This window comes from Marinilactibacillus piezotolerans (genome assembly GCF_900114235.1).
GTDB classification, from domain to species: domain Bacteria; phylum Bacillota; class Bacilli; order Lactobacillales; family Carnobacteriaceae_A; genus Marinilactibacillus; species Marinilactibacillus piezotolerans.
The window spans coordinates 43,022-61,909 of the sequence record NZ_FOSJ01000010.1 but is presented as its reverse complement, the minus strand read 5'-3'; the positions used below and the strand labels follow the sequence as shown (position 1 = coordinate 61,909).

At 34.2% G+C, this 18,888-nt stretch carries 17 protein-coding genes; 4 read left to right on the top strand and 13 right to left on the bottom strand.

The features are described 5' to 3' along the window. Positions 1-117: 117 nt before the first annotated feature. The gene (locus BM212_RS04100) at positions 118-537 is read left to right on the top strand and encodes a MerR family transcriptional regulator (RefSeq protein WP_091896519.1); all 420 of its coding nucleotides are present in this window, start codon (positions 118-120) and stop codon (positions 535-537) included. Next, the gene (locus tag BM212_RS04095; protein ID WP_091896517.1) at positions 530-805 is read left to right on the top strand and encodes a glutaredoxin; all 276 of its coding nucleotides are present in this window, start codon (positions 530-532) and stop codon (positions 803-805) included. The genes BM212_RS04100 and BM212_RS04095 overlap by 8 nt, the downstream gene beginning before the upstream one ends. A 164-nt stretch (positions 806-969) precedes the next feature. Here the strand turns inward: BM212_RS04095 and BM212_RS04090 are convergent, their stop codons facing one another. From BM212_RS04090 to BM212_RS04060, 7 genes are all read right to left on the bottom strand, one after another. Continuing rightward, entirely contained in the window at positions 970-2,637 is a 1,668-nt protein-coding gene (locus BM212_RS04090; RefSeq protein WP_072695134.1) for an FAD-dependent oxidoreductase, read from the bottom strand. A gap of 61 nt (positions 2,638-2,698) precedes the next feature. Next, positions 2,699-3,028 (bottom strand): arsenite efflux transporter metallochaperone ArsD, encoded by a 330-nt coding sequence (gene arsD / locus BM212_RS04085; RefSeq protein WP_072695135.1) that lies wholly within the window; start codon positions 3,026-3,028, stop codon positions 2,699-2,701. After that, positions 3,006-3,350: an ArsR/SmtB family transcription factor gene (locus BM212_RS04080; protein ID WP_072695136.1), complete on the bottom strand. Its 345-nt coding sequence runs from the start codon at positions 3,348-3,350 to the stop codon at positions 3,006-3,008. Before BM212_RS04080 ends, arsD (BM212_RS04085) begins: the two co-directional genes overlap by 23 nt. A 134-nt stretch (positions 3,351-3,484) precedes the next feature. Continuing rightward, on the bottom strand, positions 3,485-5,227 hold the full coding sequence (gene arsA / locus BM212_RS04075; RefSeq protein WP_091896514.1) for an arsenical pump-driving ATPase: 1,743 nt from the start codon (positions 5,225-5,227) through the stop codon (positions 3,485-3,487). 15 nt (positions 5,228-5,242) lie between these two features. Further along, positions 5,243-5,608 (bottom strand): arsenite efflux transporter metallochaperone ArsD, encoded by a 366-nt coding sequence (gene arsD, locus BM212_RS04070; RefSeq protein ID WP_072695138.1) that lies wholly within the window; start codon positions 5,606-5,608, stop codon positions 5,243-5,245. A gap of 281 nt (positions 5,609-5,889) precedes the next feature. Next, entirely contained in the window at positions 5,890-6,213 is a 324-nt protein-coding gene (locus BM212_RS04065) for an MSCRAMM family protein (RefSeq protein WP_257786588.1), read from the bottom strand. A gap of 9 nt (positions 6,214-6,222) precedes the next feature. Then, positions 6,223-10,758 carry a SpaA isopeptide-forming pilin-related protein gene (locus tag BM212_RS04060; RefSeq protein WP_091896511.1) on the bottom strand — a complete coding sequence of 1,512 codons (4,536 nt, stop codon included), beginning with the start codon at positions 10,756-10,758 and terminating at the stop codon, positions 6,223-6,225. 216 nt (positions 10,759-10,974) lie between these two features. Between BM212_RS04060 and BM212_RS04055 the strand changes: the two genes are divergently transcribed. Beyond that, positions 10,975-12,501, top strand: coding sequence for an AcpB/EbpR/MafR family transcriptional regulator (locus tag BM212_RS04055; protein ID WP_177206303.1), 1,527 nt, complete (start codon positions 10,975-10,977; stop codon positions 12,499-12,501). Positions 12,502-12,813: 312 nt separating this feature from the next. Here BM212_RS04055 and BM212_RS04050 read toward each other — a convergent pair whose 3' ends face one another. The 3 genes from BM212_RS04050 to BM212_RS04040 all read right to left on the bottom strand — a co-directional run bounded on the left by BM212_RS04050 (position 12,814) and on the right by BM212_RS04040 (position 14,966). After that, positions 12,814-13,116 (bottom strand): DUF5316 family protein, encoded by a 303-nt coding sequence (locus BM212_RS04050; RefSeq protein WP_091896504.1) that lies wholly within the window; start codon positions 13,114-13,116, stop codon positions 12,814-12,816. A gap of 303 nt (positions 13,117-13,419) precedes the next feature. Then, positions 13,420-14,103, bottom strand: coding sequence for an amino acid ABC transporter permease (locus tag BM212_RS04045; protein WP_091896501.1), 684 nt, complete (start codon positions 14,101-14,103; stop codon positions 13,420-13,422). A 2-nt stretch (positions 14,104-14,105) separates the two neighbouring features. Next, complete coding sequence (locus BM212_RS04040; RefSeq protein ID WP_091896498.1) at positions 14,106-14,966, bottom strand: transporter substrate-binding domain-containing protein; 861 nt, start codon at positions 14,964-14,966, stop codon at positions 14,106-14,108. A gap of 328 nt (positions 14,967-15,294) precedes the next feature. Between BM212_RS04040 and BM212_RS04035 the strand changes: the two genes are divergently transcribed. Next, the gene (locus BM212_RS04035; protein ID WP_091896495.1) at positions 15,295-16,140 is read left to right on the top strand and encodes a competence protein ComK; all 846 of its coding nucleotides are present in this window, start codon (positions 15,295-15,297) and stop codon (positions 16,138-16,140) included. Positions 16,141-16,204: 64 nt separating this feature from the next. On the opposite strand, the gene BM212_RS04030 is transcribed toward BM212_RS04035, so the two are convergent. From BM212_RS04030 to BM212_RS04020, 3 genes are all read right to left on the bottom strand, one after another. Beyond that, positions 16,205-17,047 (bottom strand): N-acetylmuramoyl-L-alanine amidase family protein, encoded by an 843-nt coding sequence (locus BM212_RS04030; RefSeq protein WP_072695146.1) that lies wholly within the window; start codon positions 17,045-17,047, stop codon positions 16,205-16,207. 17 nt (positions 17,048-17,064) lie between these two features. Next, on the bottom strand, positions 17,065-17,610 hold the full coding sequence (locus tag BM212_RS04025; protein ID WP_143744903.1) for a sigma-70 family RNA polymerase sigma factor: 546 nt from the start codon (positions 17,608-17,610) through the stop codon (positions 17,065-17,067). 492 nt (positions 17,611-18,102) lie between these two features. Beyond that, complete coding sequence (locus tag BM212_RS04020; protein WP_091896489.1) at positions 18,103-18,870, bottom strand: tyrosine-protein phosphatase; 768 nt, start codon at positions 18,868-18,870, stop codon at positions 18,103-18,105. Between the last annotated feature and the right edge of the window lie 18 nt (positions 18,871-18,888).

Below are 18,888 nucleotides of genomic sequence, written 5' to 3'. Positions count from 1 at the left end.
AGTAAATCGTCTATTCACATGTTAAAATAGAGACATATGAGAGTATAAAAAATTAACTGATTGGTCTTGACCTTATACCTAGGTACAGGGTGTATAAATGAAGAAGAGGGTGAGAGAGTGAATGGCTTAAAAATAAGCGAGATTGCCGAAAAGTCTCATGTCAATATTGAAACAGTGCGGTATTATGAAAAACGTCAGCTTATTCCTGAGCCTCCAAGAACCGAGGCGGGTTACCGAGTTTTTTCTTTGGAAGATGTAGATCGCATCAAATTTATTAAACGCTCACAAGAGCTTGGTTTTACGCTCAATGAAATAAAGAAACTCATTTCTATCACGGACAATGAAACTCAATTTGATTCTGAAGAAGTCTTTCAGTTTGCTACCCAAAAAATTAATGAGATTGAAGCACAGATAAAAGACTTAGAAAAAATAAAAGTAGTTTTACAAGATTTATCCGCTCAATGCGCTGGAACAGGTAGTTCTCAATGTGGGTGTCCAATCATTAAGAGTTTAACAGGAGGAGATAATAATGGCTAAAAGAATAGTCGAAGTTTTCACTGCAGGTTGCTATCTATGTAACAATGCGGTTCAACAAGTAAAAGAGCAAGCATGCCAGAATTGTGAAGTCGTAGTATATGATTTGAACAAAAAGTGTGAAACAAAAGAATGCGAAACGAAAGCAAAGGAATACGGAATAGAAACTATTCCAGCAGTTGCAGTGAACGGCCAGTTGGCCAACTGTTGTAGCAACAGAGGGATTGACTTCGAGGTTTTGAAGAACGCAGGGTTGGGGAAAATAGATTAAATTCTTTAATCTATTTTCCGTACTAACACGAGACTGTATTTCTTTATAAAGTCTAAATACCCGTTATCAACTGCAACAAGCCGTTTAATGTTCCTTAGCTCATTCGCTATTGCTTATAATAAAAAAACCAGACAGCTAAAATATGCTGTCTGGTTTTTTTTTATCTATTTCGACTTCGATTCTAACATTTTTACATAACTTTGGTAGTTCTTGTTTCCGCCAGAAAGATTATAAACTTCGTTGAAACCATGGTTTAGCAACACATTTTGTGCAGCATTGCCCGTCGTGCCTTTATTGCAGTACGTTACAGTAGGGACATTCTTATCTAGGTTTTCTAAATGGCTTCTCAAATCATATAAGCCAATGTGAACAGCTCCCTTAACATGAGATTTTTCATGATCTTTTTTCGAACGCGTATCAATTATTTGCATTTTCTCGCCATTTTCTTGACGTCTTAAAATTTCCTCTGGGGTAATCAATGGATTTCTGTGAAGCGCATTGTCCAATGCCATACCCGTGTAGAGGACTGGATCTTTCGTAGTTGCAAATGGTGGCGCATAGGCTAAATCCAGGTGGAAGAGATCTTCTGCTTTGGCTCCAAATGTAATGGCTGTTGCAAGTACATCGATTCGTTTATCTACTCCGCCTTTTCCAATCACTTGTGCACCTAAAATGCGACTCGTTTCTTTATCAGCTAAAGCTTTAATCGTTAATTCTTTCCCACCAAGATATTCAGCATGATCTGGTTTGATATTATATAGAACTTCAACTTCATAACCTTCTGCTTTGGCTTCTTTCTCTGTTAGACCTGTTTGCCCAACATGCAAATCAAAAATTCGGAAAATTCCGGTACCTAATACGCCGCGATGTTCTAGGTTTCCGCCAGTAATCACATCTCCAGCAATTCGACCCATTTTATTGGCCGTTGATCCTAATGGACGGTAGATGGGTTTTCCTGTAATCACAGAGAAGCTTTCTGCCACGTCTCCAACGGCATAAATATCTGGAAGATTGGTTTGCATTTTTTTATTCACCGCAATCGCTCTTGTAGCTCCAATTTCCACACCAATCTCTTTAGCTAGTTCAGTGTTTGGACGTATACCTGCAGACAAGATGACGATATCTGTTTCAATCGTAACCCCATTTGTAGTTGTTACTCTCTCTATTGAGGATTCTCCTTCAATGGATTTTACCGTATCATTCAGGATAAGATGAACTCCTTTTTCACGCATATGTTCTTCCACTCGGAAAGTCATATCCGCGTCCATGGGTGGCATTACTTGGTCTTCCAACTGGACGACCGTTACCTCTAATCCTTTGTGAACTAATTGTTCTGTCATTTCTAAACCGATAAATCCAGCACCAATAATCAAAGCTTTTTTAGGCTGTTTCGTTGAAAAAGCAGCAAAGTCTTGAGCGTCTTGAATATTACGCACTTGGAAGACATTATCATATTGATTTTGATTAAATGGAGGTGGCGTGAATGGTGAGGCTCCAGTGGCCAAAACTAAGACATCGTAATGGTCTTCTTTGGTTTCTCCAGAAGCTAAATCTTTTATTTCGAGTGTTTTCTGCTCGTGATTTATTTTAGTTACTTTATGTTCTGTAAAGATATCTACTTCATATCTTTTTTTGAACCATTCTGCATTACGTGGTGTTAAAGAATCGATACTTTCAACTTCCCCACCCATTTGATAAGGAATTCCGCAAACGGAATAAGAAATGTCTTTCCCTTGATCATATACTACAATTTCTGCTTCTTCTGTGTTTCTTCTTGCTTTTGCCGCTACAGATGTGCCCGCAGCCACTGATCCGATTATTACAATTCTCATATTTCCCAGCTCTTTTCTTTAAAGTAATTTCGTAACTCATGATTTTCTTTCATATCAAAAATTAGTTGCTCACTGACGTTCCTATAGGAACGTCGAGATAACTTTCGATTTCCTTATTGGAAGGATATGAATTTGTCTTAACAATCTCGTCATTCACTACAGTTATCGGCAAAACTTCCATGCCTTTTTCTTGTAGCATTTCACTGACCTTGCTATTGCGAACGAAAGAGTTCGGATTGTTGGATAAATTATAGCGTACAGCTTGAACGCCTTCTACTTTCTTTAATTCTTTAATAACGGAAGTCACTCGTATCAAATCTTTATCTATTGAAGGACCACACACTCCCGTACTACAACACATTGCTGGCTCATAAAGAATTAATTTTTTCAAATCCACTCTCTCCTTCCAGATTAGAGTCAATGATACATACACATCTTTCCGAAGGAGAAAAGACAGCTGCTGTATTCTCAATTAATTGTTCTACGCTTTCTTGATTAATGGAATAATTGTGCCAAGTTCCACTTTTTTCAGTAGTCACCAGGCCTGCCTCTACCAGTATTTTTATATGATGGGATAAAGTGGGTTGAGTAAAATCAAAATGTTCCAGCACATCACAAGCACACATTGTTCCACAAGAAAGCATATCTAATATTTTCACTCTCTTAGGGTCAGATAAAGCTTTCATCGTTCTTGCATAAGATTCATAGTCCACTTTTAGAACTCCTTTCATCCTTGTTCTACTTAATTCTTAATATAGACGATATTCTATATATACACAATATTTTTTCAAAAAAGAAAAAGCCATACATAGAAGCCTATTGTCTATGTATAGGATAATTATTATTGCTAATTTAAAATAGTTTCTATTACTGAACCTTTTACTTCTGTATGACTCCATTCAACCACCGCAAAATGATTGTCAGATAATTCTGCTACTTTATTAATCCAAGTCACTTCGCCTTGAGCACGAGCCATTAAAATTTCATTGGTCGTACCGCTCGCTAACATGCTATTGTTTAATAACCACCACGTATGTGCGATTCCTGCACGGTCTAAATCTTCTTGTAGACGCATTGATTCATAAACGGGGGTATTTTCCGGTAAAGTTACCATAACCACTTCAGTTTGTTTTGGATCTTGTAAAACTGGCAACAATCTGCGAACTGCCTCAGGCACTTCACCAGAAGTTCTTTCTACTTCTTTCGCATAGCTTTGGGAAGAATCTAATAGTAATAGCGTGTGACCAGTTGGCGCAGTGTCAATCACCACTACATCGCAGTCAGCTGTAGCCACGATTTCTGCAAATCTTCTGAAAACAGCAATTTCTTGGGTACAAGGAGAACGCAAATCTTCTTCAACATAATCTAACTCTTCAGAAGACATCGTTTCACGAGATTTAGACAACACTTCTTCTTTATAATCCGCTAGTTCTTTTTTCTCGTCGATATGGCTCATTTTAATCGAGTCCGACTCTTGTATAACAAAACCCAAATGTGCCGCAGGATCTGTTGTGGCTAAATGAACTTTTTTCCCTTTAGCGGCCAAACCTGTAGCGATAGCAGCCGCAATCGTCGTTTTACCAACGCCGCCTTTACCCATAGTGAAAATAACTTTTTTATGCGTCCGATTTAACTCATCTACAATGTGTTGCAATTTAGGGTAGGCATTTACTTCTTGCGCTTTTACTACGACATTTGCTTGATCTGATTTTAAGAGCGATCGGAGATTTTCCACACCTGTAACGTTATAAGAACGTAGTGGAACCATAAATGCTGGGAATTGTTTCAAATTTTCAGGCATATTTTTTAAAGTCAATTGTTGTTCATCATATATCTTTTGAGAAATACTATCCGTCGGTCTTTCTAATAGCCCGTTGATAATGAGTTGTTGGTTTGAAACACCAATTTCTTTTAATTCTTCTGACGCTCTATTGGCTTCAATAAGCGGTCCATTTTGTGGGCGACTCACTAACATTAAAGTTGTCTTTGCCCCATCGGCTAATGTATCTACTGCATGTTTGTACATCTCTTGTTTATCGCCTAACCCTGATAGTTGTCCCATACAGGAAACTCCAGTAGTATTTTCGTCCAAGAAACTACTCCAAGCAGAAGGAAGCTGCAACATTCTTAATGTATGTCCGGTTGGTGCTGTATCAAAAATAATGTAATCATATTTAGCTTCTACTTCTGGATTGGTCAGAAATCCTGCAAATTCATTAAAAGAAGCAATTTCTACAGTGCAAGAACCTAATAATTGTTCTTCCATATTGGCTACAGCTGATTCTGGTAGTACTCCTCTATAAGGACCTACTACACTTTCCATGTAATCATTCGCAGCAGTTACCGGATCAAAGTTGGCAACCGTTAACCCTTTGACTTCTGGAATTTCTAGACCGCTATTGGTTAATTCTTTATCAAAAACATCTTGCAAGTTGCTAGCCGGATCCGTACTAACCAACATAACGTTTTTTCCGCTATCCGCTAATGATACCGCTGTAGCACAAGCCGTAGACGTTTTTCCTACGCCGCCTTTACCAGTAAAGAAAAGATATTTTGTAAGATTTAATTGTTCTGGTTGATAATTTCTCATTTTTTTTAAATCCTCCTAACAACATCCTGAGTTGGGTCCGCAACAGCCACCAGTATCTGAATCCATTGGCACAAATTGTACTCCTGTAAAGGCTGTTATTTCTTCCATTGAAGGGTAATCGCCAACTTTAACAATTTCACCGTTTAATAAAGTGACTGGTAAAGCTTCCGCACCTTTTTCTTGTAATAGCGTGCTCAAAGACGCATTGTCAACGAATGCTTGAGGGTTGCTAGACAAGCTGTATCTTGTTGCTTGAAAACCATCTAGTGTATCTAAAGCATTAATAACTGAAGTAATTTGTAATAAATCCTCGTTTACGGATGGTCCGCATACCCCTGTAGCACAGCACATTGCTGGTTCATATATTGCTAATTCTGTCATCTTCTATTCGCTCCTTTTATATAACTAATTTAATAAGCGTACATAGATAAGTATCTATGTAAGTAATATAGACCTTCATCTATGTATAGTCAATAAAAAACAGATTTTTTGTCCGAATTCTGACTATCAGTTCATTTGATACAGGATTCTACTCAATTTTATGTATTTAAACAAGAAATAATAAAACAAACTTGCAAGTACACTTATAAATGTACTCGCAAGTTTGTTTATTGATTCCTAATGTAAAGTAGAAAAACTACCTGTCTTTAACTACAAATTATTTATTTTAAATATAGGAAGTCACTAGTGTTGCATGAAACATAATATGTTTCATGCAACACTAGTGCGTCAATGTTTCTAATTTCAAAGACTGCTCCTTGTAAACCATTATTCCTGGAATCACTCTTAGATATTCTCACACTTCCCTGGTAATTAATTGCCTCTCCTGCATCGACTGTTTGTACTGCCCCATTTTCTGAAAAAACAATCTCAAACTCAATTGGCAGTGTATTTAAAAGATAGCCTTCTGGTGCAGCAGTTTCTTGAATTGAATATTTTCCAGGTGCAAGTCCTTCAGCCATTACTTTTCCGGATTCATCTGAAATTAAGTTGTCTTAGATCAGATTGTTCTCTTGATCTCTAATTTCAAATTCCGCACCTGTTAACGGTAATCCATTAGTATCGATTTTATTTAATTCAACAGATCCTTTATAGTTCAAGAAGTCTCCAGCAGTTACAACTACTGGTTCTCCTTTGTTACTTGCATTTATTGTGAAATCTGCAGAATCCTTATTCAGGATATAGCCTTCTGGTGCAGCAGTTTCAATGAAAGAATATTCACCAGGAACAAGTCCTTCGACAAATATTTCTCCATTTGTATCTGAAACCAGATTTTCTTTAATAACCGATCCCCCTCTTAAAAGAGTAAATTCAGCACCGGATAATGGTTCTCCTATAACGTTTGTTTTTACTAATTTAACTTTCCCCTGGTAGTTGACAAAGTTATTTAATTCTAACGGAGATGGTTCACCTAAACTTTCATTTTCAATTGTAAAAGTGACCTCTTCCGTATTTAAGATATAATCTGTAGAAGCTGTAATTTCCTTAATAGTATAGTCTCCAGGTGCCAATCCAAAAACCTCAACGAAACCATTCTCATCGGATGTTACTTCAGTGGTAAATCCATTTGGACCAGTGATTTCAAAAACAGCTCCTGGCAATGGTTCTTCTTTTTCATTTAATTTATACCATTCGACGCTACCTTGATAATTGATGATATCAATTGTAGGAACAGTTTGCGTCCCATTACTATTAATTGAAATCGTAAATTCTACACGTTCTGTGTTTCTAATATATCCATCTGGTGCAGCAACTTCTTCTATGAAGTAATTCCCAGGTTCAAGATTCTCGACTGTAATAATCCCATCAAGAGCTGTAATGCTTTCCCTTACCAGATTATTCTCACTATCATAAATATTATAAGTTACTTCATCGTTAATAATAGAAGTACCAGAATTGGTTATTTCAATTTTCTCTATATTTACTTTTGTTAATGAATTTTTCAGATCTAAAGTTGTTACCTCATTTTCTTCAGTATTATTTAAAGTAACAGACATTCCTTCAGCTAATTCATCGCTTATTATATATCCATCTGGTGCTTTTGTTTCTCTTAAGAGATAAGTTCCTCCTCTTAATCCTCCAAATAAAAGTTCTCCATTACTATCGGTCTCACCAACTCTTAAAACTTGTGAGCCGTCTTCGGTAAGCAACTCAAAAACAGCACCTTGTAAAACTTTATTCTCGCTTTCATCTGTCTTTTGCAAAGCTAAAGAACCGCGAATACTAGAGCCGCTTCCACCCCCAACGTTGCTTTTAACAATATCAACTTCGTTTTCTGACGATTCAATAACTTCCACATTCAATCCTTCAACTTTAAAAGTATTACTTATGCTCTCCCCTTTATTTGTTAAAGGATCAATAAAGGAACTATATTCTAATATATACGCTTCTGTAATCTCATCGTTAAATGATAAAACAAATTCCTGATTTCCCGTTGTATTATCTGTTTCTATAGAAAGTGTATAATCCTTATCCTCTTCTAAAAGGTTATCAGTTTTTGTTAATTTTCCTGTCTGATCTACTGAAGCTTCGTAAACTCTAAATGTATCTTCTAATAAGACTGAATTCAAATCAGGATTATCTGTTAATACAAAGTTACGAATTCTTGAACGGTTGGGGTTCAAATAAACTGTCCAGTCTGCTCTTTCGTTTGCCTCTCCAGCTTGTTCTCCAAATTTATCACCATACTCTCCACCATAAGGGATAGGAACTGTAGCATCTAGGTTAAAAGTATTTTCTCCATTTGTGATGACTGCTTGATTAGCTACTTCACTGTCTTGAATTAGATCATCTTCAAATTTTATATCAAAACTGATACCTACTGCTGTGCGAGTTCCCAGCAATTCTTCTTCTAAAGTAATGGTTAATTTTTTATTATTCTCAGTAGTAGGAAGATCAATTCTATATGCATCGCTATTTAAAGGAATTTTATTTAATATATCACCCGTCTGATTAACTTCATAACTATATACTGTTATAGAATCTTCGATTATTTCTTGATTTTCTGGAATCTGGTCTTCAATCGTATAAGGCGACTGAATTGGAAGCCTTGCATAGTTTGTGTTAACTTCCCAAGTAATTCGTTGAGTTGTTGCATTATATGTTCCAGACTTAACACCATTGCTTGCAGTGAATTTCGTATCTCCGCTACTGATATCTCCAGTACCAACTGTATAATCTGTATCCCCTTCGCGCCAATCAATAGATGCACTGTTTTTATATACTCCAGTTCCATCGGAATTTCTTTCAAAATGAGTAGTATAATCAATCATTAAAGGTTCATTTATTGGTTCAGTAAATTCCAATATAAATCCATTTCCTGAACCATTTTCAGGATTTGCATCAATTGTATAACCGGTAAATTCTTCTCCCTGAGCATTAACTATTTTTAACTCAAAACCTGAATGATTAGCTGCATTTTCGATTAAAGATAACCCATCTCCTGTAAAGACATCAGTTAACACTAGATTCTCCATCAAATATCCATTTTTATTGATGTCAATTCTCCATGATATTGTTTTTTGGTTAATATCTAAATTTGTTCTTCTTTTGATGATTCCTTGTTGAGTCCATCTTCCGCTGCTACCGTCGGTTCTTTCTGTACTCGTTTCAACAGTGTTAGAAACAGTACCACTGTTATCTACAATACCAGTCCCTTTTGATCCAACCAATTTGGTCATATATTTAATTTGATAAGCTTGCTGGTCAATATCTTCAACAAAGTTCAATTCAAATCCAGATTTATCCGGATTTATTGTTAGCTGATAATTGGAAGGATCAATAGTTGTTTCGTCTACTACCGCATTTCCATTTTCATCAATAGAAACAGGGTAAACAGATAGATCATCTGCATCAAGTTCCATCACTCCCGCAGGATTCCATGAATCTTTGATTAAACCAATTTCTGAATCAATATATTTTTGATTATAATTGTAATTTATTGTCCAATCGAATGTTTGAGTTTCTGAATTATATTCAGGATCTAATTTCTCAATCTCTTTTCCAAATCCACTGCTTACAGTAGATTCAGCCGGATAGATTTCATTATTATTTTCAAGTACAGCTCTGTTCGTGAATATCTGCGTTCCATCAAATCCTTCACTAGGTTCTACAATTTCAGTTGTATAGTTTAATCGATATGCCTGCTTAGCTTCTTCTTCATTAAGATTATTAAAATGTACAACAGGATTCCCTTCCTCATTTACTTCAATTGAATATTTGCTTGGATCTAATACTTCTTGCTCAGTTCTGTCACCTTGCGGATTCATCTGAAGTATAATGACTTCCATACTATTATCTTTATAATTCATATTTGTTGGAATATTATCAGTGACTGTTGCATTTACTAATTTGTTTAAAGCAGTATTAATATCGACTGTCCAATAAGCCTCAGAGGAATTAAACCCTTCATTGTTTATTGTTCCTTTTTTATCGATCAACGCTCCACCTTTGGGTGTAACTGGAAAATTAATCGTAAAATCAGGAATATTTTCAAATGCGATTTCTTGTTCAATAGATTCGCTTAATTCTTGTTCATCTAAAGTAATTTCAAACCAGAAATTACCATTTACATCATCACCATCAACATATTCATTAAATTCAAAAGTCACTAAGCCATCAGCATTGACTGTCCAAGTACCCACTTCACCAAGTAGTCCATTAGTTCCAGCAACAGGTTTGAATTCTGCCGGTAAGTTAAATGTGTAAGTATCCCCAGACTGCACTGTATGTTGGTCAATTAATTCCCAGTCAAAGTATAATCTTCCAATTGGACTGGCATCAAGATTATATGGATAGTCAGCGCCATATTCTTGTTCATCTCCGTCAGTAAATCTGACGTTAGAAAAAATGATCTGATCATCAATATTTTGCATAGCAGTTATTTCAGCAGCTTTTGGTTGATAATTAGTATTACTGCTAGTACCCTGATCTGCAGCATCTGTCACTGAACTTGAATCATCAGTCTCTTTACCCTTATTCTCATCGACTAAATTTACTTCATCATTCTCTTCCGAAGAATTTACAATTGAAGGTTCTGTATTATTCTCTTGGTTAGAATTTATAAAAATTGTTTTTATAATTGCAGTATCATTGATGATAAATTCTAAATCCTGTTCTCCAGTATATTCATCTTCTAATTGTAATGAAACACTTATATTGCCTTCTCCTACAGTATTAGGATTTGCCAATAACATTATTTGATTAGCAGAAACTAAATATGTGCCTACTTCTTTTCCTTTATCATCAATTAATTTGCTTTCAAACTGTTGACCATTTAATTGTTCTGGAAGCGAAATAATCGTTTCAATTTCATCATCAGTACTTTCAAACTGCCAATTCAAAGACAGATTGACCGGAGATTCACTATCAATTTCTGATATTTCCTCACCCGAATCATTTGTCAAAGCTAATTGACTGATTGTTATTTCTTTTTCTGTATCAAAACTTTCAGCAATTACAGTAAATGGTATTGAAAATATTTGCTGTAACAGAATAATAAACGTTAAAACATATACACTCAATTTCTTCATGTGATTTCCCCCTATATTTAATGACTATTTAAGATATTCAGTTTCGGAATGTACTGATAATTACAAAAATATTATCAGAAGAATGCATATTGAGTGTATCAAATATTACACATTTTACATTTTCAATAATTGCATGCTACAATGCAACTATTGAAAACACGTGATATTTTATATTGATATACTTTTTATCGAAAGTTAGAAATGAGGGATTTTTTTATGAAGGAACTGATTTCAGCAAAAGATAACCGCAAGTATCTAATAGTTGAAACATTGTATTTTGCAAAGAAACCTTGTACTATTCAATACTTAGCACAAAAAAATAATACTTCTATTCGGAGTACAAAAACATATCTTGATGAAATTAAAAGTCAATTAAATGATATTGGAGGAACGATTGATGCTTCAAGTAGCGGAATCGTCATGAAACTCCCCCTGCATATAGGGATCGACTATTTTCAGCAGCACCTTATTAGAAACTCCCTTGGATTCAAAATGCTTGAATTGCTCTTCTTTAATCAAACTATGACTTCAAGGGAACTGGAAGAACAATTATTTGTCAGTATGTCGTCATTAAGTCGATTAGCTTCACAATTAAGAAAAATTTTGGTTAAACATGGACTGGTTTTAGATTCTAGGCCCTATCAAATCAAAGGAGACGAATTTTTAATCAGGAAATTCTATACTAAATATTTTCATGAAGCTTATTGTCAAACAGAATGGCCCTTTCAAAGTATTAGTGAAAACACGCTAACTAAATTGGTTCAATCCTTCCGTTTAAGTGATGGAATGAGAATAGAAACATTGAATTTTAATAAAATAAGATTGTTCCTAGCAATAAATATATTTAGAGAAGAAAGAGAAAAGTCATTATTTGAAATGCCTTTAAAAAATCATAATCTATCATCCTCTGATTTTAAAAATGCAGAAATAAAAATCAGGAAATGGTTGAACAGTTTATCGTTTTCAGAAGATTTCACTCTTAAATATACTAAAATATTTTCATATATTTATATTTATTATTATGGATCTTATATAAAGTCAGACGAAAAAACTCAACATAAAAACGAAAATATAAATAAAATTAAAGAAAGTTTAGATTATTTGAGCTACGTTTTTGACTTACCTTCGGATGAACATTCACATTTAGTCCATAAATTAGATGAGCTTATGACACTTTATAGTTATTACAACTCTACAACTGGTTTAAATAACTATTTAGTATTTAGACCAAGAGATTATAGTTTGCTTGATATTTTCAAATCTTCTTATCCTTTATTTTATGAGCTGGCTGAACGAGAATTGATTGAAATATGTAAAAAGCGGAATTTGATAAGCGAACAAATTAATTCAGAAGAACTGATGTATTTTTTGATTTCAAAATGGGAGCAATTGTCTTTTCATTTATATAATAATTTTTCAAGATGTAAAATTCTTTTGTATAGTCACATTAATTATCAGCATGGCTACGATATTAAAGCTTTACTTGACTCCAAGTTAGAAGATTCTATAACTACAGAATTATTTCTTGAACCTCTAATCTCTGAATCTGCATTGGAATCTTATGATTTTGACGTTCTGGTTAGCACAGGAACTCTCTTTTTGGATATAGAACAGCCCATTGCTTTTATGCCTATTAAGACAGATATAGAAAGTATTAAACCGTTACTAAACGTTATAGAAAAGATTAAGCAAAACTATAAAAATTCAGCGAACCAGAAAATATCACAAAGACTGAAAAAATAAATGAATATTATACTTATACTAGCTAAAATATCAATACTAGTAATATTAATTTATAAAAGAGAAGTTGTTAGTACTTCCAAGTTTTGAAAATAAGGGCCATGGAGATAGTAATTATTTCCATGGCCCTTATTTTCTAAATTACTGATTACTATTACTGTTTAGATCATTAATAATAATTTAATGTACTTACTATTTTTTCAATATAACTATAACTTTAATTTCTATCTCATTCTTAACTATTTCCTATTTTATTGTTTTTATTAGTTATCATGTAAGATATTAACTATTTAATTATATTTTATTCTAAAATAATTAATAAATTAGATACTGTAATAACAACACTAAGTAAAACGGAATAGCAATTATCAGGATGATTTGACTATAGTTAAGCGCTTGATTTGTATTTTCAGGGCTTGAATGATAATTCCCACGCTGTCTGTCTCCACTTACTAAAGCACCCGATAAAATTATGGCAAGAACAGTTAAAATAATTGAAGAATACCAGATTATGGTGTTGAAATCATAATTAGCAACTAAGGAGATTAGGTAAAATAGCATGATAATTACAATGCTGACTATTAAAAGTTGAGACTTGGGTACTTTGATTTTTTTCAATTTATACACTCCTTTATAGTAGCAAAACTAGATAGAAATAGTTATAAAACCAGTTTTTCTGCAGTTATTATATCATATATTTGTTAGAAAAATCACAATAGATCCTGCTGTAACCGACTGAAAATAGCACTTCGTTATTTATTAAAAAATATAATATACTAAAAGGATTTTATAGAATTATCTAAATTTTTGGTTTCATAACTCAAACAATAAATTATTTATTAAAACTCTTAGCGAGCTCTTTAGTGTTTCATGATAAAAAGACTTTCTCCTCATGTTAGGAGAAAGTCTTTTTATAAAATGTTAATGTTGTTCTACATATTTAGAAGAAACAATTTCAAGATAACTTTGCATGTACCCAAATATGCTGCAGACTGCCCAGTAAATCAATGCGACCATTATATACATTGTCATATAATCATATTCTCTTCCACCAACAATACGTGCATTTTGAAATAACTCATTAACAGTGATCATTGCTGCTAATGAAGTTCCTTTGATTACATCCAGCAGCACATTCCCAAGTGGAGGAACGGCGATTCTAATTGCTTGAGGTAAAATAATGGCACGCATCGTAACGATCTTATTCAAACCCAGTGCTTTAGCAGCTTCCCATTGTCCGTAGTCTACGGAAGAAATAGAAGATCTTAGAATTTCTGATATATATGCTGCTGAGTTAAGACTGAACCCGATTATTGCTGCGGTCATCGCATCAAATTGAACATTAATGAAAGGCAAGCCAAAATAAATCAGAAATAAAAATACTAAGGCAGGTGTTCCTCTCATAAATGAAACATAAACTCTTGCTAACCAGCCTACTACCCAGATACTAGACATACGCATTAAAGTTAGTACCATCCCTAATATCATTCCGATTACTGTACTGATAATCGCAATAAACAAAGTCTTTGGTACTCCGGCCAAAAGGAAAGGTAATGTCTCCCAGGCAAGCTCCGGGTCAAAAATATATTCCCATTGAATCCCCATAATTATTCCTCAATTTCTATTGTCATAATATCCATATCTTTTTCTTTTGTTACATCTTCTCCATAATAATATTCTTCAGATAATTCACTTAAGGTCCCATCAGCATGCATATCTTCAAGTGCTCCGTCCACTGCTTCGGTCAACTGATCATTGCCTAGTTTCATTGAAAAGTTTGTATAACTTGGATTAAAAAAGAGATCTTCCTGAATCTTGACTGGAATCTCCGGAAAAGCTTCTAATGCCATTGTCTGACCATAATAATCGTTAATGATAACATCTGTCCGTCCATTTGCAACATCCCAAAGATATTGGTCATTTGTAGCGTTGTCGTAAATAACGAGTTCTGCACCATATTGTTCAGCGATTTTCATATAAGAAGTAGTTGCTGCACCTGCTGCTTTTTTACCGTCCAGATCTTCCATCGTTTCAATCCCAGAATTGTCTTCTTCTCTAACGATCATAGACATATACGTATATTTGTAAGGAATTGAATAATTAAACTTATCCGCATTTTCACCAGCATGGCTGATGCTTAATGCTGCAATATCAAGCTGATCACTATTAAGTGATGTCAACATTCCATCGACACCCATTTCAGTAAATTCAACTTCCAAATCCAGACGCTCACCAATCTCACGTAAAATTTCAACTTCAAAACCAGTTAATTCATTCGTTTCTTCATCATGGTAAGAGTTGGGATAGTATGTTCCAGAAGTAGCTGCACGCAACACACCAGCTTCTTGAATATCATCCCAAGCAGTGTTTTCACTACTTGTATCTTCTTGCGAATCAGTCCCACATGCTGTCAGAAACAGCGCACTACCTAAAATAATATTAGCAATTACTTTTCTTTTTTTATTCATTAGTACTCTCCTTTTTTTAATGACTTATAGATTCTATCAGTTTTTTTAAGTGTTCGTCAAAATTTCAGAGGATTAAATTAACTATTTCCGATTTCAGAGTATATTTAGTTCTTAAATCCTTTAATACTAAAGCTTTTTATAAATGTAACAAAAAACAAAATTGTATTTTATAATGATGGTTTTACTGTTCTCTAGTAAAATCTTATTATTATTCATTCTCCATTTGTGAATAACAACACAAATTTGTTATAATGATTTTACAAATAAAAATTATCTCTTCATTAGTTTTATCGACTGATCTTGAGATATAAAGAGAGGAATAAATCAAATGGAACAAACCAAAAAGATACTTTATGATTTACAGAACACTATCTGTACTAACATGAGAATGCCTGGCGATAAGATAGAAGACTCACCCTCCATTTATAGAACTTCAGCTACTACATTTCAAATTTGTTCAGAAGAGTTAAAAAAATACATAGATCAAGCAATTCCTTTAAAGAAAATTATTGTAGATAGTGAAACACTCTATGTTTGTGATATTTCAAACCTTGCCGATAGCGATTATAATTCACTCGTCTTTCAATACCGCGGTGATGTATTGAAAAGTAAAGAAACGACCACACAAATTATGCAGTCCTATTTTAATGACCATGTTCCTTATTCAACTATTCAAAATTTAGGCAGAGTTATCAATATTAATCGAAAATGTCCATATGTAGCAGGAACCATTGTTTTTGTTCCAGATAAAGGTCCTTCAAAACAAAATGTGAATTGGATTGGACTCCATCACTTAAAGAATTATTCATCCTATAAAGATAAAACCCTCTTAAGCTTTGTTCATCATCATGAGCTGATCATTAACTTAAATATCAAAAATGTCCATAAATTATTTGATCAGGCTATTCGTTTATACTTAGTTGAATTACAGATTTCCAGAGAGTGGCAACTATTATTTGCACCTACACAAAATTTTGACACAGATACATTATTACAAAGAAAAACAAGAACTAAAATGACCGGTGCTGATGCCCCCTCTCCTATTGGCTGGCATACAAAACTAGTCTATTCTTTATCCTATAAGATGGTTACTTTAACTCTTGGAGAAGACGATCCATATTTAGAAGATATTAAAGAAGCTTTTTCATTGATTGAAGATGAGATAGAAACTTGAACACTAATCTATAAAAGCCTTTCCGTTTCACTAAGAAATGGAAAGGCTTTATTAATTCATATATTTAAATTACTTTTACATACGTTGGACTAGCAGTCAGATAAAAAATCTGGCCATTTGAATTTTTCACTTTATACTGCTCTCTGCTCCCTACTTTGATCTTCTCAATAATTTCTGGAAATCCTTGTCCTTTTAAAAGCTGACCATATACATCCTCATCTTTCCAGCTAGGCTGGTTATAAAAGCGAAGTGTTCCATTAAAAATACTTTCTACTCTTTTTCCTATATAACTAATAGTCTTAGAAGTCTGATTAATATTTTTCTTACTTTGCTCACTCAGAGCTTTAACGGGCTGATACTTTACATCAATTTTTTCACAGATCCCTTCAATAATAGCCTCAGCAGCAGTATTGAAATGGGATACATTGTTATAATAATCAAAGTCTCGCTGGTTATCTATAAATCCATACTCTATGATTACTGTTTCAGTACGACCTGTTAGACGGTGTAGAAAGTAATAGTCCACACCTGTACTGATTGACCTTTTAAATACTCTACGCAGGGGTAAATCAGTAGCAGAAACTAAATGGTCTGCTAATTGCTGTGCAAAAGCTGATTTGGCGTGAACAGAATGTATTGTCTCAATTCCGCTGGCGGTTCCGTCATAAGCATTCCAATGATTCGATACACAGACATCATACTGATTTTTGATTCGTGCAACTCGTTCTGTAGGACTTAAAGTACTGTCCCCTTTTCTAGTCAAAGCCACTTGTGCGCCCAATTCTTTCAGTCGTTTATACTGATAGCGACTGATTTCTAATGCCCAGTCTTTTTCCATTACTCCAAGACCATTCGCTCCTGTGTCTGTTCCACCATGTCCTGCATCGATAATAACATTTTTACTCATTTATCTTCATCTCCTAATTATTTTTTTATTACAGCTTGATAATGTTCCAGTTTCTTGGCTACTTGTTTCCTCCAAGCATATACTGTTTTCCTACTGACTTTCCTTTTTTTCGCAATTTCTGTAATGGTCAATTGTTCTATCACTGAATCCTTCAAATAGACCTGTTCCTTTTCTGAAAGACACTGAAGCATAGAGTGAAATAATTCCCACATCACAAAATCCTCATCAAATGGTTCTGGATCAGTCATCTGCCATTCTTCAAATGAATCTGGTAAAGCCGCTTCTCTTTCAAAAATTCGTTGTTCTTTTCTAATCTGATCCATAAGTGCCCAATAGACTTTCCGGTAAGCATATCCAGTAAACTGATAAAAGTATTCTTCATTGAATAAAGATTTTGGGAATTCTTTATAAGCATCTACCAGTTTTATGCGTCCGATTTGAACAAAGTCATCATAGTTTGCGTGGTCATAATGAATACCGCACTTTTTGATTGCACCATATACAATTGAATCATGAACATAGAAAAAGTCCTGCTCCATTTCCTCTTTTAAAATTCTATTCATATCTTTCCTCAATTTTCTGAAGATCTCCTGTTTGATGTATACAAGGCCTTGTATACATCCACTTTAAAAGTTTAAGTACACTCATTCAAAAAGACAAAACTAACTAAATCCGTGACAAACTCTTATTAATCGAACCGAATCGAGTTGAATGATTGACAAACGTCAAATTAAGGGTGCCAATTTAATCATTTTCTTAATAAAAAATAGCTTTCCTATCCTCAGTAGAGAATAGAAAAGCTATTTGCGGCTATAGCAGCCAGTATCGAAATTCAAAAGTTCATCAATCAAAATTACATATAGTTTTGATTTAGTAAATCTATTTTCTTATTTAGACAAAATTTCTTGCTAAAACAAATAAAAAAGTTGATAAAACAGCATATAAAATCTTAAATAATTTTTCCAATATATTATAGAACGAAAAGTATTTCTGATCTTTAAAAATCAAATATTTTAACTTTTGATAGTTCATCATACTCATAAACAATAAATTGCCTAAAATAGGCCAAAAAACTTTTTCTTTGCAATATTGGTTGGTGTAGGCGGTATGACCACATCTCCATTAATCAAGTCTTTTGTTGTCTGATCAAACTGATGCCATTTATGACGCCCGAATTCTTTCATCACTAGATTATGTGCTTCTTTCATATGAAATGCCCTATTTGTTGTATTATGAGCATCAGAAGCAATAAAATGAACAAGGTCAGCATCGATCATTTGTTTACTCAATTTTTGTATTTGTTTTCCGAATCCGCCGGTATAACTAGCAGCTGTCAATTGTGCTAACGCTCCATGCTGTACGAACTCTTTCAGCTTATGCGGATCTTCTTGAATTACCCGATTACGTTCAGGGTGTACAATAATTGGCGTCTTTCCATTAGTTTGAAGATCATAAAATAAACGTTCAGTAAAATTGGGAATCGAAGCAGTTGGAAATTCTACCAAGAGATACTGTTGCAATTCATCTGTGAATAACAATTTATCTTTTCCTATATCCTCTAGCATATTTCCATAGATTCGAACTTCTTGCCCCGGATAAATAGTCAATGGAATACCTTCACGGTCAATTTCAGATTGAACTTCATTCACTAACTCAACAACTTTGCTTTTCTCATTCATCCAATTGCGATTCATATGATGCGGAGTAGCTAATAAGTGAGTAATCCCTTCAGCAACAGCTAAGCGAGCCATTTCCACGGATTCCTTCATTGTACTAGCTCCGTCATCTATGCCAGGTAAAATATGACAATGCAAGTCGATCATCTTTTGCTCACCCCTTCA